A 19,351-nucleotide genomic window follows, 5' to 3' on the forward strand; every position below is an offset into this window, starting at 1 on the left:
ATCCCCGGACCCAACGGAAGGAGCCGCCGTGGACGTGCAGCAGTTCTTCGCCACCCTCACCGACGTCCCGTGGCTGCTCACGACCCTGGACCTGATCGGGATCTTCTTCTTCGCCACCTCGGGGGCGCTGCTGGCGGCCCGCAAGCAGTTCGACCTGGTGGGCTCGATGGCGCTGTCCCTGCTGGCGGGCCTGGGCGGCGGCTTCACACGGGACATCCTGCTGGACCGGGGTCTGCCCGCGTCCCTGGAGAACCCGGTCTATCTGGCCCCGCCCCTGCTGGTGTCCCTGCTCGTGTACGTCAAGGTGATCCACCCGAATCGCCTGAACCTGACCATCACCCTGTTCGACGCCGCCGGTCTCGCCCTGTTCACGGTGTCCGGCGTGCTGCTGGCGCACTCGATGGGCGTGCACCCGGTGTCCACGGTGGTGATCGCGATGGTCACGGCGCTGGGCGGCGGCGTGCTGCGGGACATCGTCGCCAACGAGGTCCCGTCCATCTTCGACCCCCGCGGCGTCTACGTCCTCCCCACGTTCCTGGGCGCGGTGCTGGCGACCGTGGTGGCCATGAACGGCGCGCTCAACGGGTACACCGGCTTCCTCATCGCGTTCCTGATCTTCGCGGTGCGGATGATCGCCTACCGCTACCAGTGGCGGTTCTTCGGCGCGGAGATCTCCCAGGACAAGGAGTCCCTCGAACGTCTGCGGCGCCTGGCCACGCAGGCGCAGGAGGCGGCCGCCCGCCGGGTGGAGCGCACCCTCGAGCGCCGGCTGCGCTCCCCCGGCGCCCCCGCCTTCCCCGACGACGACACGCACGGGTCCTACGGCCCGCGGCAGGAGTACGAGGACCAGGTGCGGGTGGACGACTACGACCCGCAGACCCAGACGATCACCGTCGTCGACCCCGCCTCACACCAGCAGGTGCGCCTGGACCGCGGCACCGGCGTCATGGACGTCACCGACCTGCGCACCGGGCGCACGCGCAGCTTCGACGACCCCGAGCACGACTGGATCGCGGACGACCCGGCGGACCCGAGGGACTGAGGGATGCGGTGAGCCCGACGCCGGGCCGCGCACGCGCACCCCGCGGACGGGTCTATGCTGAGAGTCCATGACCGGCACGCATGAGACCGCCCGCCCCGCCAGCACGACCACGGAGGCCGCGGCCTCCGGCCCCCTCCACCGCGTCGGATTCGACCGCGCGAAGTACATCGAACTCCAGTCCCAGCACATCCAGGAACGCCGCCGCCAGATCGGCGGGAAGCTGTACCTGGAGATGGGCGGCAAGCTCTTCGACGACCTGCACGCCTCCCGCGTCCTGCCCGGCTTCACCCCGGACAACAAGATCGCGATGCTGGACCGCATCAAGGACGAGACCGAGATCCTGGTGTGCTTCAACGCCAAGGACCTCGGGCGGAACAAGGTCCGCGCGGACCTGGGCATCACGTACGAGGACGACGTCCTGCGCCTCGTGGACGTGTTCCGGGAGCGCGGGTTCCTGGTGGAGCACGTGGTGGTCACGCAGCTGGAGGACGCCAACCACCGTGCACTGGCGTTCCTCGAGAAGCTCGAGCGCCTCGGCCTGAAGGTGGCCCGCCACCGCGTGATCCCCGGCTACCCGCACGCCATGTCCACGATCGTCTCGGAGCAGGGCTTCGGTGCCAACGAGTGGTCCGAGACCACGCGGGACCTCGTCGTCGTGACGGCCCCCGGCCCGGGCTCCGGCAAGCTGGCGACGTGCCTGAGCCAGGTGTACAACGATCGGCAGCGGGGCATCCCGGCCGGCTACGCGAAGTTCGAGACGTTCCCCATCTGGAACCTGCCGCTCGAGCACCCGGTGAACGCCGCCTACGAGGCCGCCACCGTGGACCTGGACGACATCAACCTGATCGACCCGTTCCACCTGGCCGAGTACGGCGAGCGGGTGACGAGCTACAACCGCGACGTCGAGGTGTTCCCGCTGCTGTCCGCGCTGCTGGAGAAGGTCACGGGCACCACCCCGTACAAGTCCCCCACGGACATGGGCGTGAACATGGCCGGCGCGGCGATCGTGGACGACGAGGTGTGCCAGGAGGCCGCAAAGCAGGAGATCATCCGGCGCTACTACAAGGCTCAAGTCAACGAGGCGCTGGAGGGCGCGGACGACACCGAGTCCGAGCGCGTGGCCCTGGTGATGTCCAAGCTGGGCCTGAGCTCGGAGGACCGCCCGGTGGTGGGTGCCGCGCAGTTGGTGGCCGAGCGCACCGGTGAGCCCGGCGCGGCCGTGCAGCTGGCGGACGGCACCCTGGTGACCGGCAAGACCTCGGAGCTGCTGGGCTGCTCCGCCGCGGTGCTGCTCAACGCCCTCAAGGTGCTGGCCGGCATCGAGGACGACGTGCACCTGCTCTCCCCCGCCTCGATCGAGCCGATCCAGACGCTCAAGACCGTGCACCTGGGCTCCAAGAACCCGCGGCTGCACACGGACGAGGTGCTGATCGCGCTGTCCGTGTCCGCGGCGACCGACGAGAACGCGAAGGCGGCCGTCGAGCAGCTGGCGAGCCTCGAGGGCTGCGACGTGCACACGACGACGATCCTCGGCTCCGTGGACGAGGGCATCTTCCGGTCCCTGGGGATGCTCGTCACGAGCGAGCCGAAGTTCCAGAAGAAGGGGCTGTACCGGAAGCGGTGAGGCGGGGCGGTTCGGGCGGTCGCTTTCGTTGACGAAACGGGCGACCCCTGGGCGTTTTCGTTCGAGAAGTGGGAGCGGGCCACGGCCCGCTCAGGAGGCCCCGGTGGTTCGCCGGGGCCTCCGTTCGTTGACGACGGCGACAACTCGCTCCGCGACGACGGCCGGGTCCTCGTGCTCCCAGAAGCGGAGGACGAGCCAGCCGCGCTCCGTCAGGATGCGCGTGGTCTCCAGGTCCCGGGCCCGGTTCGTGGCGACCTTGTCCGACCAGTAGCCGCCGTTGGCCTTCGGCGCGATGTAGTGCTGGGGACACCCGTGCCAGTAGCAGCCGTCGATGAGGACGGCGACGCGCGCGGGACGGAACAGGATGTCCACCGTGCGGCGGAGGTCCTTCTCCGGCTTCGCGTTCACCCGGTAGCGGAGGCCGGCGGCATGGAGGAGACGGCGAACGGGGGCGTGTCAGATGGTCTGTGTAAGCCGTACCGAGAGGAACGGTAAGAATCATGACCATGATCGACGAGAAGAACCCAGGCGAGCCCTCGGGCCAGGACCTGGTCGAGCAGCTGAAAGCCTCAGGGCAGCTTGATGCCCTGTTCGCGCAGATCGACGCGGGCGGCGTCGAGCTCACCGGTGACGGCGGGTTCGTGCCCGCGCTGGTCAAGGCCGCGCTCGAGCGGGGCCTGCAGGCCGAGCTGACCAGCCATCTGGGCTACGAGAAGGGCTCGAGCGAGGCGCTGAAGCACGCCAACTCCCGCAACGGGACCACCCCGAAGACCGTGGAGTCCGAGGTCGGGCCGATCGAGCTGGACGTCCCGCGAGACCGGGGCGGGTCGTTCACCCCGCGCCTGGTGCCCAAGGGCCAGCGGCGCCTCGGGGGCCTGGATGACATGATCATCAGCCTCTATGCCGGCGGAATGACGATCCGGGACATCCAGCACCACCTGGCCTCCACGATCGGCACGGACCTGTCGCACGAGACGATCTCCAACATCACCGACGCCGTGAGCGAAGAGGTCCTGGCGTGGCAGTCGCGGCCGCTGGAGGAGTTCTATCCGGTGATCTATCTCGACGCAATCCGGATCAAGATCCGAGAGAACAGCCAGGTCCTCAACCGTGCCGCCTACATCGCCGTCGGCGTGGACCTCGAGGGCATCAAGCACGTGCTGGGGATCTGGGTCCAGGACACCGAGGGCTCGGCGTTCTGGGCCCACGTCTGCGCCGATCTCGCCAACCGGGGCGTGCAGGACGTGCTGATCGTGTGCTGCGACGGGCTCAAGGGCCTGCCGGAGGCGGTCGAGGCGACGTGGCCGGACTCGATGGTCCAGACCTGCGTGGTTCACCTGATCCGGGCCGCGATGCGGTTCGTGGCCTACCAGGACCGCAAGAAGGTCGCCGCCGCGCTGAAGCCGATCTACACCGCCCCCAACGAAGAGACCGCGAGGAAGGCGCTGGCCGAGTTCGAGGCCTCCGAGCTCGGCACGAAGTACCCGTCTGCAGCCGCGACCTGGGCGAACTCCTGGGAGCGGTTCATCCCGTTCCTGCAGTTCCCACCCATGCTCCGCAAGGTCATCTACACGACCAACAGCATCGAGTCGCTGAACTTCCAGCTACGGAAGGTGACCAAGAACCGCGGCCACTTCCCCTCGACCGAGGCGGCGGTGAAGCTGCTCTGGCTGGCGATCTGCAACATCGAAGACAAACGCGCCGCCGAACGCGCTCGGGACCGGGGCAAACCCGCCGGCCAGCGCAAAGCCCAGGGCCGGCTCGTCGAAGGTCAGGCCGTCACGAACTGGAAGCAGGCCCTCGCCCAGCTCGCCGCGGCCTACCCCGACCGGATCAACCCCTACCTGTGACCACCCCGCTTACACAGACAAGTTGACACGCCCGCGAACGGCGAGCTCAGGCTTGGTGTCCCGCGCTCGGTTCGCGACCATGATCCTCCGCGCTGCACAGCTGGAGGCCCAAGATCTTCCGTTGTTGCCTTTGTCTTCAGATCCCACTGAACTGCGTGTCGTAGCGCGTGGCCATGCGCATGATCATCGAGTCGTAGTGAAAAGCGTCCCCCGGCTGCGGTGCGGGTCGGGAATGAACGACTTTCACAGGACTGTCATCGTTCCGAAGGTCGAGGACAGTTACGCCAATTGCATCAAAACCGATACCGATGGAACTGGAACGAGTCCGAAGAGTATTAAGGGTGTCCAACACCCGTTGACAATCACCGGGCTGCTTGTGAGAAGTGACAACGGGTTCCTGCCCGAGATGAATGCGCTCAACGTTTGCAGGGTTAGAACTTACAAACACGTCTGCGACATTAACCTGTGCGTATCCAATCGCCAAGGCTGTCTGGCTCTCACCGTGTACAGAGATGTGGGAACTGGTCAATTCATCATGAAGACGCGGAAGTGACTTGACGTGAGCAGTCATCGTGGCCTTAGCTTCTAGAGCCACCAGAACCGACCCGACAGGCGCCACAGGAATATCTGGTAGCGACGTCAGCTCGCCCATCTCTTCTCCGGAGAGGTTCATGTTGTAGCGCTGCGCGAGAGAGACCAGGGACTCGCCGCGGGCCGATGTCGCCGCTCCTCCTGGTCGGGCGATGACCAAGTCAAGCACCTTGCTCTTCTTCGTTTCGAAATCACTCAACTTCAGATTGACACCAAGGACAATCTTGCCGTCGCGGGCATGTTGCCGCATCACACTCGACGAGCGAAGCAAGTCGAAGGCGACGCCCCAACTGGCCACTTTTCCATGACGATCTGATCGAGAATGATATTGCCAGCGAATTCCATATTTGGTGGGGTCTGCCGGTTCGCTCATGGTTCGAGCCAGAATATCGGGGCCAAACACGTTCATGCCTCCAACTTGGTAATCAGCTGATCTTCAGTCAATGCCCTGTCCGCCTCAGCCACAGCCTCGCGGAATCCCGGATATCGGCCCAAGTTCCCCTGGAGAAGGCGCGAACGGAAACCCGACACCGCACGCCGGCTCAACGCCGGGGCTGACGACACGTCAACATGCTCCAGCAAGTGCTCATACGGTTCCAGAGTGGGAAATTCGCTGGCCTCCACTCGCCATCGCTTCCCGCCCATACCAGCAGCAGCGTTCGGCCACTGCCTGGATGAGCCCCAATCGACGGAGGGGCACACCACTTCGCCTGGCGCGAAGACTCGCCGAGCCACCCACTCTGCAACACGCACCGAGACTGCATTGCCAAGGAGTTTGCTCCGGGTTCCGCGCGTCCGCGCAGCGCTCAAGCCGAAGTCGAGATCAGTCCACCCGCGGGGGAACCCCTGCAATGATTCCATTTCTGCTTCCCTCGGCACCACCAAGGCGCGAGTGGCGTCCTCCGCGCCACGGACCCAAATGGCAGGAGGTGAAGCGATGCCGATCGTGGAGCCACCCTTGAGCGTCGGAATCGCGTCGGGTGCCCACCCCAATCCACCCTTACCCTCCGTCCAGTAGAATCCAAAGGCGTCGGAGGAATAATGATCATCAGGGCGTGACGCCGCCTCGTCCGCAAAAAGGACCTCCGACGGGTTGAGGTTCACCGAGGCAACAACGATTACACGACGGCGCCTCTGCGGCAGTCCCGTAAAACGAGTGTCGACGACCCGGTAAGCCCAAGAGTATCCAAGGGTCTCCATCTCCTGGACCAGGAACTCCATCGCAGCACCCTTGTCGAGGGCCAGCATGTTGGGGACGTTCTCAATGAGCAGTGTGGGAAGTCGTCGTCCAGCAGAGATGCGACGCCGAAGCAGCTCGAACAAATGCGTCACCAACCCGGACTGCTCCCCGCGAATGCCCGCAGTTCGACCTGCCTGTGAGAGATCCTGACAGGGGAACCCAGCGGAAAGTATGTCAGTTGCCTCCGGCAGGGATGCCAGCTCTCGAACGTCTGGGTGCAGCTCAGCACCGGGAAACCGATTCTTCAGAACGATTTGAGCAGGGGCCCAAGACTCACACAGAAGATCTGTCTCGACCTTTGATCCCAACGCATTGTGGAAGCCCTGCTCAATGCCACCGATACCTGCGAATAGACCCGTCAAGTGGACCATACGACGCCTACCTCTCTGCATGGCCTGGTGGGCCATGACCTACGACTCTACCCGTGTCCAGCTCGGCCCCACATGGAGCCGCGGGACGGTGAGATGCTGTCTGAGGCCATCGTCTCGCGCACCCCGGACACGTTAGGCGAAACTGCCCACGAGCGGTCCACCGCACTCAAGGTTCTCCTCATTCGGTGCGGACCGCACGCCTAATGACAAGCTCAGGGTTCTTGTCCACCGTCGTGAAGATCGGGGCGGGGCTCCACTCGCCCTTGGGATACGTCCAACCAGTCAGATCAGGCCCCTCACCGCAGCAGGTCCTTCACGATCTTCCCCGTCCCGTTCTTCGGCAACGAGTCCATGAGCGTCACCGGCTGCGGCCCCTTGTACGAGAGTAGGCGCTCGCGCACGAACGCGGAGAACTCGGCCTCGGCGACGTCGGGGTGCACATAGAGCGCATCCTCGACCTCGCGCGGGTACACGTTGTAGCCGTTGCGGATGTTGATGTCCTTCAGCCGGCCCACGATCCGGTAGTAGCCCTCCTCGTCCCGCCGGGCGAGGTCGCCGGTGCGGAGCCAGCCGTCGTCGTCGAACGCGGCGGCCCCGGCCTCCGGCAGGCCCAGGTACCCGGACATGACCACGGGCCGGTGGATGCGCAGCTCGCCGGGGGTCTCGGTGTCCCTCTCCGGCACCTCCACGCCCTCCGGGGTGACGATGCGGAACTCCACACCCTCCAGCGGCCGCCCCACGGTGCCGGGGCGGCTGGGGCCGTCCATGGGGTTGAAGCACACGGGCCCGCAGGACTCGGACAGGCCGTAGGCCTCGCGCACCGGCACGCCGAAGGCCGCCTCGGCCTCGGCCTCCCGCAGCGTCTCCACGGCCAGTGGCGCGCCGCCAGAAAGCACGTAGCGCAGCGCGCCGATCAACTCACCCGAACTCCGCCCACACCCGCCTCTCCACCCCATCCACGGTCATCACGCCGCCGTGCGGCAGCACCCACTGCGGCCGGGTGTGGCCGAACGGGACGCCCACGCACACCACCGCGTCCGGGTTGTAGCGCCCGACCTCCTCCACCACCACATCGGCCTGCTCCGCGCTCCGCCGCGCCCGCTCCTCCGCACCGCGCGGCGCCTCGAAGGAGCTCGTCGGCGGGCGGGCCGCCAGCACGGCGTCCACGGCGCCGAGCACGCCGCGCTCCCCCAGGATCCGCAGCAGCCGCCGCACCTCGCCGGCGCTCGGCAGCTCCTCGCTGGTCTCGATGAGCAGCACACCGCCCTCGAGCACCGCCATGTCCGCAGGCCCGCGGCCGGCCGCCATCACCCACGGCAGCACCTCGAGGCAGCCGCCCCACGTCCGGCCGGTCACCGCGCGCCGCGGCCCGGCCCAGCGCCACGGTGAGGCGCCCTCGCCGACGCCGCGCGCGCCGTCGTCGTGCGGGCACGGCACCGGATCCCGCTCGCCGAACTCGGTGAGCGCCCGCGGGTCCAGCCAGTCGACGCCGTGGTCCTCCGACTCCCCCGGCTCCGTGATCTCCAGCCGCCCTCCCGTCAGCATGGCGGCCCGCATGGACGCGGCGTGCACCTCATCCACAGCCGGCCCCGGCCCCAGGTGCACCTGGGTGGAGCCTCCGTAGAAGCTCGCCACGCCGTTCGCCCACAGCCACTGGTGCAGGTTGGTGTTGTCGCTGTAGCCGAGGAACGGCTTGGGGTCCGCGCGCACTGCGTCCGCGTCCAGGTGGCCGATCACGGTGATCTGGTCCTCCCCGCCTACCGTGGCGATCACCGCCCGGATCTGGGGGTCCGCGAACGCCGCGTTCAGGTCCCGCGCCCGGTCCTCGGCGCTCGCCCCGAGCTGCCGGGTGGTGGGGTACTCGACCGGCACCAGTCCGGTCACCTCGGCCAGGCGGCGCATCGCCTGCTCGTGCACCGCGGGCGCGAAGCCGGGAGCCGCGAACGACGGCGAGACGACGGCGATCCTGTCGCCCGGCTGGGCCTTGGGCGGGTGGACGAGCGGCTGAGTCATACCGGGAGCGTAGCGAGAGGCCATCTGTCCGTCGTTCCTCTCACTCAGACCAGACCACCCGTGTCCAGACCGCCACACGCCCCTCACCCCTGACGCAGCTCGCGGCGCAGGATCTTGCCCGTGGCGTTCTTCGGCAGCCCGTCCAGGACGGTCACCTCCCGCGGCTGCTTGTAGCGGGCCAGCCGTTCGGCCGCGAACGCCTGGAGCTGCTCCCCCGTGACGGCGCTGCCCGGGGCCAGCGAGACGAAGGCGGCGATCTCCTCGCCCAGCCGCTCGTCCGGCACACCCACCACGGCGGCCTCGACCACGTCCGGGTGCTCGTAGAGGACCTCCTCCACCTCGCGGGGGTACACGTTCATGCCGCCGCGGATGATCACGTCCTTGAGCCGGTCCACGATCATCACGTACCCGGCCTCGTCCCGGCGGGCGATGTCCCCGGTGCGGAACCAGCCGTCCTGGTCGAACGCCGCCGCCGTGTCCTCCGGGCGGCCCCAGTAGCCGGCCATGATGCCCTCGCCCCGGATGCGCAGCTCACCGGAGGTCTCGAGGTCCTCCTCGGGCACCTCGGTGCCGTCCATCGCGACGATCCGGAACTCGAAGCCGTCCACCGGCCGGCCCACGGTGCCCGGGCGGGTCGGCGCGTCCACGGGGTTGAAGAAGCACGCACCCGCGTTCTCGGACAGGCCGTAGCCCTCCAACACGGGCACGCCGAACAGCTTCTCCGCCGCGCGCAGCGTCTCCACCGGCAGGCTCGCACCGCCGGAGAGGGGCATGCGCAGCCGCGAGAAGTCCTCCGGCTCGGCCCCGGCCTCACGGCGGGCCCGGGCCACGGAGAGGAACGCCCCGTGCATGGTGGGCACGCCGGGCAGGAACGTGACGCCGTGGTCCTGCAGCTGGTCGTAGGCGGCCTCCGGCACGAACCGCGGCATCAGGGACAGGGTGGACCCGGCGAACACCGCCCCGTTGAGCACCACCGAGAGCCCGAACACGTGGAACATCGGCAGCGCCGCGAACACGACGTCGTCCGGGCCGAGCCGGCCCAGGCCGGTCGCCGTCGCCATGGCGTTGGAACGCAGGTTCGTGTGCGTCAGCCGGGCACCCTTGGGCCGCCCCGTAGTGCCCGAGGTGTAGAGCAGGACGGCGTCGTCGTCGGGGTCCCGCAGGGTGATCTCCGTGACCGGGGCGATGCCCTCGGCGGCGCACTCCCGCCCGACCGCTTCGAGGTCCAGGGTGACCACCTCGACGTCGACGTTCCCGGCCACCTCGTCCACGGCCGGCAGCCCGGGCATGGCCCAGAGCACGCGCGCCCCGGAGTCCTCGAGGAAGTACTCCAGCTCACGGGCCGTGAACAGCGGGTTGAGCGGCACCATCACCGCACCCAGGCGCATGAGCGCCTCGTAGACCGCCACGAAGGCCGGGACGTTGGGCAGCAGCACGGCCACCCGGTCCCCCGGGCCCACCCCGCGGTGGCGCAGCCAGCCGGCCGTCGCGGCCGTGACCTGGTCCAGTTCGCGGTAGGTCATGCGGGCCTCGCCGATCCGCAGGGCCACGGCATCCGGCTGCCGGGCCACGGTGGCCGAGAGCAGCTCGGCCACATGACCCCGGCGCTCGGTGGGCCGGCCGTGGGTGGTCGCGGAGGTGTCGGGGGTCTCGGAGGTGGTCACGGTGGCTCCTGATCTGGTGGGGCGGTCGTCGGAGGGGGTTCAGAGGAAGGCGGAGTGACCGGTGAGGCCGCGGCCCACGATCAGCGAGTTCACCTCGTAGGTGCCCTCGTACGTGAAGATCGCCTCGACGTCGCAGAAGAACCGGCCGAGCCCGACGTCGGCGAGGATGCCGTTGCCGCCCATCATCTGGCGGCCCAGCGCGGCCGACTCGCGGCACATCTGGGAGGTCTTCAGCTTCACCAGGGAGGCCTGCGTCATGGACACCTCGCCGGTGGCCTCCAGCTGCACCGCCCGGTGCGCCATGCCCAGGGTGGCCGCCAGGTTGGCCGCGATCTGCACGAGCAGGGACTGCACCAGCTGATGCCCGGCGATCGGCCGGCCGAACTGAGTGCGCTCCAGCGCGTAGCGGCGGGCGGCGTCGAGGATGCCCTGCTGCGCGCCCACGGCCTGCCAGCCCAGGCCGTTGCGGGAGCCCAGCAGGATCACGTTGGTGTCCGCGAAGGTGTTCGCCTTCTCCAGCTTGTTCTCCGCCGGGATGCGCACGTCCGTGAAGGTGATGTCCGCGTTCTGGACGATCTTCACCGCGGTCTTGTGCTCGATCTTGGTGGCCTCGTAGCCGAGGGTGTCGGTCTCCACGATGAAGCCCTTGACCTGGTCGTCCTCCTCGTCCCGGGCCCACACGATCGCGATGCGGGACATGGTGCCGTTGCCGATCCACCGCTTGGCCCCGTTGATCACCCACTCGTCCCCCTCTCGGCGGGCCGTGGTGGCCATGCCGCCGGCGACGTCGGAGCCGTGCTCCGGCTCGGTCAGCGCGAAGCAGCCGGTGTACTCCATCGCGTACAGGCCCGGCAGCCACGTCTGCTTCTGCTCCTCCGAGCCCAGGGCCTCCAGGGTGGCCCCGACGAGGTCGTTGTGCAGGGCGAAGTACACGCTGAGGGAGATGTCCGCGCGGGCCAGCTCGGCCATCAGGTGCCCGCGGAACAACGGGTCCTCGGTCATGCCGCTGATGTGGTTGTAGCCCAGCTCCCCGACGCGGCGGGCGATCTCGTGCGGGAACTCGTCCCGGCTCCAGGCCTCCGCCACGTGCGGGGTGACGATCTCGGCCAGGGCGGCGCGGATCTCCGTGAGCTCCTCCTGCTGCTCGGGCGTCAGGAGGCGGTGGTACTCGAGGACGTCGACGTCGATCAGCGAGCGGGTGCGGGAATCCGTGGTGGTCATGAGGGGCTCCTGGAGGTCGTTCGAGGGGGGTGCTGAGTCGTGGGGGTCAGGCGGTGGGGCTGGCCAGGGCGGTGAGCGGGATGCCCCGCTCCTCCCCCCATGCCTGCCAGTGGGCGGCGTCGTGCCGGGAGAGGGCCTCGGTGAGCTGCGCGCGGACGTCCCCGTCCGCGTCCAGCCCGAGGCCCTCGACAAGCGCGGCCGCGAAGTGCGGCTCGAGCGCGCCGACGGCCACATGGCCCTCGGCCGCCGGATACACCCCGTAGTGGGGCAGGGCCCCGCCCAGGGGGCTGCGCGGGCCCGTCATGCGGTGCCGGTTGGGCAGGGCCAGGGCGTGCGCCGCATCGGCGAGCGCCACCGTGGCATGCCCGCCGTCCCCGTCCGCGCCGCGGGCCCACAGCAGGGCCAGCGCGGCGGAGACGGCCCGCTCGGCACCGTGCAGATCCGCCGCGAGGATCCGCGGTGGAGCCCCCGGCGCCAGCAGGCCCGCCGCGGCCTGGTAGTTGATGTCATGGCCTGGCACGTCCGTGCGGTCCCCGTCGTATCCGGTGATGTCCACCTGGCAGATCCGCCGGTGGCGGGCGCGGACGGCGTCGGCGTCCAGGCCCAGCCGGCGCAGCGCCCCGGAGCGGTGGGAGGTGAGGAACACGTCCGCCTCGGCCAGGATCTGCTCCATCTCGGCAGCCCCGGCCTGGGACTTCATGTCCACGGTGCGCACCGACTGCCCGCTGTGCAGCTCCTCGTAGAGGGCCGGCACCAGGGTGGCCACGGGGTCCCCGCTGGGCGGGAGCACCGTGACGATGTCGGCGCCCAGCTCCTGCAGGCGGGCCGCGGCGACGGGCCCGGGCAGGTTCAGCGCGATGGTCACCACGCGCACCCCGGCCAGCGGTGCGGCGCTCATCGGCCCGGCCCCTCGCCTCGCTCGGCCAGCTGCCGGAGGGTGCCGCCGGGACGGAACCGCTCGCCGTAGCGGTCGGCCAGCTCGTCGGCGCGGGCCACGAACGCGGCCGGTCCGCCCTCGCGGTGCGTCATGAACGTCACTGGCCCACCGGTGTGCGGCGGGAAGCCGATGCCGAACACGCCGCCGAGGTTCGCCGAGGGGGCGTCGGTGAGGACGCCGTCGTCGAAGCAGCGGGCCGTCTCGATGGCCATGCGGTACAGCAGGCGGTCCTGCAGGTCCTGCTCGGGCACGTCCGCCCCGGTGGCGAAGTGCTCGGCCAGGCCTGGCCACAGGTGCTTGGGGCCCTGTTCCGGGTACTCGTAGAAGCCGGCGCCCTGAGCGCGGCCCGGGCGGCCGAACTCGTCCACCATGCGCTCCACCACGCGCTCGCCCGGACGCACCGGACGCTCACCGCCGGCCTCGGCGACGGCCTTCTCCTCCTCGCGGCGGATGTGCTGGATCAGGGTCAGGGAGACCTCGTCCATCATGGCCAGCGGGGAGGCCGGGAAGCCGGCGTGGCGGGCCGCCCGCTCGATCCGCTGCGCGTCCACGCCCTCCTCCACGAGGGCCGCGGCCTCGAGCACGAGCGTGCCGTAGACGCGGGAGGTGTAGAAGCCGCGCCCGTCGTTGACCAGGATGGGCAGCTTGCGGATCTGCTGCACCAGGTCGTAGGCGCGCTCCACCGTGCGCGGGGAGGTCTGCTCACCACGGATGATCTCCACGAGCTTCATCCGGTCCACCGGGGAGAAGAAGTGCAGGCCGATGAAGTCCTGGGAGCGCTCCCGCGGGCCCTGCAGCAGGGTGATCGGCAGCGTGGAGGTGTTGCTGCACAGCAGGGTGTCCGGGCCGACCACCTTCTCCACCTCGGCGAACACCGAGTCCTTGAGCTCGACGTCCTCGAACACGGCCTCGATCACCGCGTCCACGTGCGCGAGGTCCTGATAGTCCTCGGTGGGCTGCACGCGGGCCAGGACGGCGTCGGCGTCCTCGCGGCTCATGCGCCCCTTCGCCACGCGCCCCTCGAGGAGGGCGCCCACCCGCTCACGGCCGCGCTCGGCGGCCTCCAGGCTGACGTCCTTGAGCATCACGTCCACGCCGTTGAGCGCGAGCGCGTGGGCGATGCCCACGCCCATCATCCCGGCGCCCAGCACCGCCGCCGTGGTGATCGTGCTGCGCTCGCGGGAGGGACCGCCCAGGGCCGCGCCGGAGCGCAGCGCCTGCATGTCCGAGTGGAACGCCTGGATCATGGCGGAGGAGGTGTGGCCCGTCACGAGGGACACGAAGTACCGGGTCTCGATGCGCGAGGCGGTGTCGAAGTCCACCTGCGAGCCCTCCACCGCGGCGCTGAGGATCGCCTTCGGGGCGGGCAGGTCCGCGCCGTGGAGCTGCCGGCGCAGGGTGGCGGCGAACGCGGGCAGGCGGGAGGCGAAGGAGGCCTGGGCGGGGGTGCCGCCGGGGATCCTGAAGCCCTTGACGTCCCAGGGCTTCGCGGCGGCGTCGGCGTCGTCGCGGTGCTCCAGGATCCAGCGCTTGGCGGCGGGCACCAGGTCCGCGGGGTCGGTCACGACCTCGTCGAGGATCCCCTTCTCCATCGCGGCCCGGGCGTCGCGGGCGGTGCCCTGCAGCAGCCAGTCCATCAGGGCGCGCTCCACGCCCACCATGCGCACCAGGCGGGTGATGCCGCCGCCTCCGGGCAGCAGGCCCAGGGTGACCTCCGGGAGGCCGACCTTCAGCCCCGGGTCGTCCACGGCGATGCGCCGGTGGCAGGCCAGCGCGATCTCCAGGCCGCCGCCGAGCGCGGTGCCGTTGATCGCGGCGACCACGGGGCGGCCGAGGGTCTCGAGGCGGCGCAGCTGGCCCTTGACCCGCTGCGTCAGCGCGAACACGGACTCCACGTCCTCGGGGCCGGCCTGGGCCAGGGAGTCCAGGTCGCCGCCGGCGAAGAAGGTCTTCTTCGCGCTGGTCAGGACGACGCCGGTCACCGTGTCCCGCTCCGCCTCCAGGCGGTCCACGACGGCGTCCATCGCGTCCTGGTACCGCTCGTTCATCGTGTTGACCCGCGCCTGCGGGTCGTCCATGGTCAGCGTGACGACGCCGTCGGCGTCCTGGTCCCAGGTGATCATGTGCTCACTCATGCCGGTGCTCTTCCTGCCGTGCTGGTCGGTCGGGTGGGTGGGGCGCTCAGACGCGCTCGACGATCGTGGCGACGCCCATGCCGGCGCCGATGCAGAGCGTGGCGATGCCGGTCCGCAGGTCGCGCCGCTCGAGTTCGTCCACGAGGGTGCCGAGGATCATGGCGCCGGTGGCCCCCAGGGGGTGGCCCATGGCGATCGCGCCGCCGTTGACGTTGGTCTGCTCCTCGGTCCAGCCCATCTCCTTCATCAGCAGCAGCGGCACGGCCGCGAACGCCTCGTTGATCTCCACGAGGTCGATGTCCGCGGCGGTCATGCCGGCCACCTCGAGGGCCTTGCGGCACGCCGGGGTGGGGCCGGTGAGCATGATGGTGGGCTCGGAGCCGACGACGGCGGCGGAGACGATCCGGGCCCGCGGGCTCATCCCGGCCCGCCGGCCGGCCTCCTCGGAGCCGATCAGCGTCAGCGCGGCGCCGTCGACGATGCCCGAGGAGTTGCCGGGGTGGTGCAGGTGCTCGATCCCCGCCAGCGAGCTGTACTTCTCCAGCGCCACGGCGTCGAAGCCCGCCTCCCGGCCCAGCGCCTCGAAGGAGGGCTTGAGCGTGGCCAGGGTCTCCACGGTCGAGTCGGGGCGGATGGTCTCGTCCCGGTCCAGCACGGTCATCCCGTTCATGTCCGTCACCGGGACCACGGAGCGGGCGAACCGGCCCTCCTGCCACGCCGCCGCGGCACGGCGGTGGCTCTGCGCGGCGAAGCGGTCCAGCTCTGCGCGGCTGAATCCCTCACGGGTGGCGATCAGGTCCGCGGAGACGCCCTGCGGGATGAAGTCGGTGGCCAGGGAGGTGGCCGGGTCCATGGCCCACGCGCCGCCGTCGGAGCCCATGGGCACGCGGGACATGGACTCCACGCCGCCGGCCACGAGCAGGGACTCCCAGCCGGAGCGGATGCGGGCGGCGGCCTGGTTGACTGCCTCGAGTCCGGAAGCGCAGAACCGGTTCAGCTGCACGCCGGCCACGGTCTGCGGCAGGCCCGCCTTGAGGGCGGCCACCCGGGGCAGGACCGCGCCCTGGTCGCCCACCGGGCTGACGCAGCCGAGGATCATGTCCTCGATGTCGGCGGGGTCGAGCCCCTCATGGCGGTCGCGCAGCGCGTGGGTCAGGCCGACGACGAGGTCGATCGGCTTGACCTCGTGGAGGGAGCCGGAGGGCTTGCCGGCACCGCGCGGTGTGCGGAGGGCGTCGTAGAGGAAGGCGTCCTGGGTCACGGGGTCTCCTGGGGTCGGGGTGGGTCTGGGGAGGTGGCGGGCCGGTCAGCGGCCGGAGGTGAGGGCGTCGGCGTAGTCGGCGCGCAGCTTGCGCTTGTTGACCTTCCCGACGCCGGTCCGGTCGATCTCCGTCACGAAGCGGACCTCGTCGGGCAGCTGCCAGGTGGCGAAGCGCTCGGCGAGTGCGGCGAGGACGGCGTCCTGGTCGACGTCGGAGTCCTCGTCCCGCACCACGAGGGCCAGGGGGCGCTCCTCCCACTGGGGGTGGGGGACGCCGATCACGGCGGCGTCGCGGACCCCGGGGACGGTCATGATGTGGTTCTCCAGGTCGATCGAGGAGATCCACTCGCCACCGGACTTGACCACGTCCTTCAGGCGGTCGGTGACCTTGAGGTAGCCCTCCGGGGAGAGGTAGCCCAGGTCCCCGGAGCGCCAGTAGCCCTCGTCGTCGAAGCCGGCCTCGGTGGCCTCGGCGTTGTCGGCGTAGGAGGTGGTCACCCAGGGCCCGCGCAGGCGGATCTCGCCCACGTTCTCCTCGCCGGGCGGCAGCAGCTCGCCCAGGGGGTCGGTGATCTTCACGTCCACCCCGACGACGACGAGGCCCTGGAACCGCTTGAGGTTCCACCGCTCATCCTCGGAGAGGGTGTCCATGAGGCTCGGCTTCATGCGGTTGAGGGAGACGATGGGCGAGGTCTCCGTGGCCCCGTAGGCGTGGATGACCTCCGCGCCGGTGAGCTCGTCGAAGCCGCGCATCATGGCCACGGGGGGCTCGGTCGCGCCGCACAGCAGGCGCACGCCGTCCATCCGTGGGGGCGTCTCGAGGGTGCGGAGGTGGTGGAGCATCGGCATGAGGATCGCGGGCGCGGCCGGGGCCACGGTGACGCCGTGGTCCACGAGGGTGGAGGTCAGCCACGGGGTGTCCGTGAGGTTGAACCGGCCCGGCAGCACCAGGCGCGCGCCCACGGCGACGGCGGCGAACGGCAGGCCCCAGCACTGCGCGTGGAACATGGGGGTCAGCAGCAGGGCGGTGTCCGCCATGGTCATGCCCAGGGTGGACACCACGGCGTGCGCGTGCAGCCAGGTGGCCCGGTGCGAGTAGAAGACGCCCTTGGGACGGCCGGTGGTGCCCGTGGTGTAGCAGGCGCCGGAGGCGGAGCGCTCACTCACGTTCGGCAGGTCCGCTGTCTCGAGCGGCTCCTGCCCGTCGAGGAGGGCCTCGTAGGAGAGGACGTCGCCGCGACCGGCCCAGTCGGCGGGGAGCTCGCCGTCGCCGGCCACGATCCAGCGGATGCCCCCGGGCAGGTGCGGTTCGAGCGCGGCGGCGAGCTCCAGGAGGGTCTCGTCCACGACGATCGTCCCCACCTGCGCGTGGGTGATCACGTAGGCCAGGTCCGTGGGCGCCAGGCGCAGGTTGAGCTGCACCATGGTCGCGCCCAGCAGCGGGACGGAGAAGTAGGACTCGAGGTGGCGGACGTCGTTCCACAGCAGCAGGCCGACCCGGTCCCCCGGCCCGACGCCCTCGGCATGCAGGGCCGCGGCCATGCGGCGCACCCGCTCCCACACGGCCGCGTAGGTGGTGGTCTGCCACGGGGAGCCGCCGCCGCGGGTGTGGATGATCTGCTGATCCCCGAAGGTCCGGGCGGCGTCCCGCAGGAGGCGAGTGGTGGTGAGCTGCTCGTCGTCGCCCATGGTGGACGGGGTGCCGAGGACGGTGTCGGTGGTCTGCATGGGTCCCCCTGGGAGGTGTGGTGGTCGCGGAGGCGGGCGGCAGTCATCTGTGACATGCCTCACTGGGCGTGTGTTGCACACTCAAGCACGATGTTGCACTAGCGTGCAAGAAGGGTGCGAGGGTCGTTTCGATCCCTGCCGTAGGGTTCAGCGAGCCCCCGCATCCTCGTCTCCCGACCACGGGCCATCCCATCCGCCGACCCAGCCCCGAGGACCCGATGAACACCCCCCTGCCCTTCGACCAGGACGATCTCTCCTCCCCCGCGCGCCTGCGCCTGGCGGCCCTCGAGCTGTATGCCGAGCGGGGGGTCGAGATGGCCAGCGTCCGCGAGATAGCGCAACGGGCCGGCGTCGCCCCCGGGCTGGTGCGGCACCACTTCGGCAGCAAGGCGGGGCTGACCCGCGCCGTCGATGACGACGTGCTGCGCCTGATCGCCACGACCCTCGACGAGGTCCCGCTCGTGGGCACCCCACAGGAGGTGTCCGCCGCCCGCGACGCGGCGTTCGCGGCCCTGCTGGCCGACCACCCGGTGGTGGGGGCCTACGTGCGCCGCTCGCTGCTGGAGGCCGGCGGGGAGACCGAGTCCCTGCTGGAGCGCCTCGTGGACCTGACCACGGGACAGACCGAGCGCCTGCGCCGGTCCGGCTTCGCCCCGCGGCGCAGCATGCCGACGTCCGTGTTCGGCACCGTCATCCGGCAGATGGGGCACCTGATGGTCGACCCGTCGGCGGACCGCATCTGGCGCCGGATCGCCGAGACCCAGGAGGACGCCGCCGAGCAGGCGAGCCCGCGAGTGCGGCTCGTGGTGGATCCGCCGCGGTGAGCAGGATCGCCTCCGACCGCGAGGGCGTCGTGCATCTCGTCCGGCAGGCCGACGACGCCGGCCCGCCCGTTCCGGGAACGCCTGCGGTCGGTATGGGCGCACTTTTCAGGCTCAAAGCGACCGCACGCGTTCCAGGTCCGCGGGCGCCCCCCGGCCGCCCGCGCCCCCGCCCCCGCACGCGCCGTTTCCCGAACGAAAACGTGGGTGGGGCGTAGCCTGGCCGCCATGACCACCGTGTTCTACGACGACCAGGGCCGCCCCGAGCCGCCCTTCGCCGCGGGCGAGGCCGCCACCCTGCTGGGCTTCCTCGACTTCCTGCGCGCCACGATCGAGTGGAAGACGGCGGACCTGGACACGGCCGCGCTGCACCGTCGGCTGCCGGGGCACCCGTCCGCGATGACGCTCGGCGGCCTGCTCAAGCACCTCGCGTTCGTCGAGTTCTGGTGGTTCGAGGCCGTCGCCCTCGGCGAGCCCACCTCGGCCCCCTGGGTGGGCGCGGACTTCGACGCCGACCCCGACTGGGACTGGCACAGCGCGGCGCAGGACTCCGCGGCGGACCTGCGCGCCCTCTGGCAGGGCCAGGTGGAGCGGTCCCGGCAGATCGTGGTGGACCTGCTCGCGGCGGACGGCGACGACGGCGCCGCGGCCCTGGCCCGCGCCCACCGGATCCGGGAGGGGCGGGACCCGGTCTCGCTGCGGTGGATCCTCACCCACATGATCGAGGAGTACGGCCGCCACGCCGGCCACGCCGACCTGCTGCGCGAGGGGATCGACGGCCAGACCGGCGAGTGAGCCCGCCCCACCCGCAGTCCCTCCTGCGGTCGCACCCGGGTTCATCCCCTCGTCGGAT

At 70.4% G+C, this 19,351-nt stretch carries 15 protein-coding genes and 1 pseudogene; 5 read left to right on the forward strand and 11 right to left on the reverse strand.

Annotated elements, in window-relative coordinates; translation table 11 throughout:
• Positions 1–28: 28 nt before the first annotated feature.
• Both AC0VX0_RS10350 and AC0VX0_RS10355 read left to right on the forward strand, forming a co-directional pair.
• Positions 29–1,042: a trimeric intracellular cation channel family protein gene (locus tag AC0VX0_RS10350; protein WP_041102567.1), complete on the forward strand. Its 1,014-nt coding sequence runs from the start codon at positions 29–31 to the stop codon at positions 1,040–1,042.
• Between the two features lie 67 nt (positions 1,043–1,109).
• Positions 1,110–2,666, forward strand: a complete 1,557-nt coding sequence (locus AC0VX0_RS10355; protein ID WP_041102565.1) for a DUF1846 domain-containing protein — start codon at positions 1,110–1,112, stop codon at positions 2,664–2,666.
• A gap of 90 nt (positions 2,667–2,756) precedes the next feature.
• Here AC0VX0_RS10355 and AC0VX0_RS10360 read toward each other — a convergent pair.
• A pseudogene (locus AC0VX0_RS10360) lies at positions 2,757–3,101 on the reverse strand (very short patch repair endonuclease); the annotation flags it as partial.
• Positions 3,102–3,172: 71 nt separating this feature from the next.
• On the opposite strand from AC0VX0_RS10360, the gene AC0VX0_RS10365 reads away from it, so the two are divergent.
• The gene (locus AC0VX0_RS10365; RefSeq protein WP_044658726.1) at positions 3,173–4,516 is read left to right on the forward strand and encodes an IS256-like element ISMlu11 family transposase; all 1,344 of its coding nucleotides are present in this window, start codon (positions 3,173–3,175) and stop codon (positions 4,514–4,516) included.
• A gap of 136 nt (positions 4,517–4,652) precedes the next feature.
• On the opposite strand, the gene AC0VX0_RS10370 is transcribed toward AC0VX0_RS10365, so the two are convergent.
• The 10 genes from AC0VX0_RS10370 to AC0VX0_RS10415 form a co-directional block, all read right to left on the reverse strand.
• Positions 4,653–5,480 (reverse strand): hypothetical protein, encoded by an 828-nt coding sequence (locus AC0VX0_RS10370; protein WP_197458584.1) that lies wholly within the window; start codon positions 5,478–5,480, stop codon positions 4,653–4,655.
• A 32-nt stretch (positions 5,481–5,512) separates the two neighbouring features.
• Positions 5,513–6,754 (reverse strand): DNA cytosine methyltransferase, encoded by a 1,242-nt coding sequence (locus AC0VX0_RS10375; RefSeq protein ID WP_223247475.1) that lies wholly within the window; start codon positions 6,752–6,754, stop codon positions 5,513–5,515.
• Positions 6,755–7,014: 260 nt separating this feature from the next.
• Complete coding sequence (locus AC0VX0_RS10380; RefSeq protein WP_051995213.1) at positions 7,015–7,635, reverse strand: AMP-binding protein; 621 nt, start codon at positions 7,633–7,635, stop codon at positions 7,015–7,017.
• Between the two features lies 1 nt (position 7,636).
• Entirely contained in the window at positions 7,637–8,731 is a 1,095-nt protein-coding gene (locus AC0VX0_RS10385; RefSeq protein WP_069941811.1) for a S66 family peptidase, read from the reverse strand.
• Positions 8,732–8,814: 83 nt separating this feature from the next.
• Positions 8,815–10,395 (reverse strand): long-chain-fatty-acid--CoA ligase, encoded by a 1,581-nt coding sequence (locus AC0VX0_RS10390; RefSeq protein WP_223247476.1) that lies wholly within the window; start codon positions 10,393–10,395, stop codon positions 8,815–8,817.
• Positions 10,396–10,434: 39 nt separating this feature from the next.
• Complete coding sequence (locus AC0VX0_RS10395; protein WP_069941810.1) at positions 10,435–11,616, reverse strand: acyl-CoA dehydrogenase family protein; 1,182 nt, start codon at positions 11,614–11,616, stop codon at positions 10,435–10,437.
• Positions 11,617–11,662: 46 nt separating this feature from the next.
• A complete protein-coding gene (locus AC0VX0_RS10400) occupies positions 11,663–12,514 on the reverse strand; it encodes a CoA transferase (RefSeq protein WP_377636585.1) in 852 nt (283 codons plus the stop codon).
• Positions 12,511–14,688 carry a 3-hydroxyacyl-CoA dehydrogenase NAD-binding domain-containing protein gene (locus tag AC0VX0_RS10405; RefSeq protein WP_376174566.1) on the reverse strand — a complete coding sequence of 726 codons (2,178 nt, stop codon included), beginning with the start codon at positions 14,686–14,688 and terminating at the stop codon, positions 12,511–12,513. Before AC0VX0_RS10405 ends, AC0VX0_RS10400 begins: the two co-directional genes overlap by 4 nt.
• 46 nt (positions 14,689–14,734) lie before the next feature.
• Positions 14,735–15,949, reverse strand: a complete 1,215-nt coding sequence (locus AC0VX0_RS10410; protein WP_036313873.1) for an acetyl-CoA C-acetyltransferase — start codon at positions 15,947–15,949, stop codon at positions 14,735–14,737.
• A 45-nt stretch (positions 15,950–15,994) separates the two neighbouring features.
• The gene (locus AC0VX0_RS10415; protein WP_073117266.1) at positions 15,995–17,677 is read right to left on the reverse strand and encodes a long-chain-fatty-acid--CoA ligase; all 1,683 of its coding nucleotides are present in this window, start codon (positions 17,675–17,677) and stop codon (positions 15,995–15,997) included.
• Between the two features lie 218 nt (positions 17,678–17,895).
• Here AC0VX0_RS10415 and AC0VX0_RS10420 point away from each other — a divergent pair, with 218 nt between their 5' ends.
• Positions 17,896–18,501, forward strand: a complete 606-nt coding sequence (locus AC0VX0_RS10420) for a TetR/AcrR family transcriptional regulator (RefSeq protein ID WP_073117265.1) — start codon at positions 17,896–17,898, stop codon at positions 18,499–18,501.
• 225 nt (positions 18,502–18,726) lie between these two features.
• Positions 18,727–19,293, forward strand: a complete 567-nt coding sequence (locus AC0VX0_RS10425; protein WP_010080071.1) for a DinB family protein — start codon at positions 18,727–18,729, stop codon at positions 19,291–19,293.
• The last annotated feature ends 58 nt before the right edge of the window (positions 19,294–19,351 follow it).

It is taken from the genome of Micrococcus sp. iso_26, from assembly GCF_056172975.1.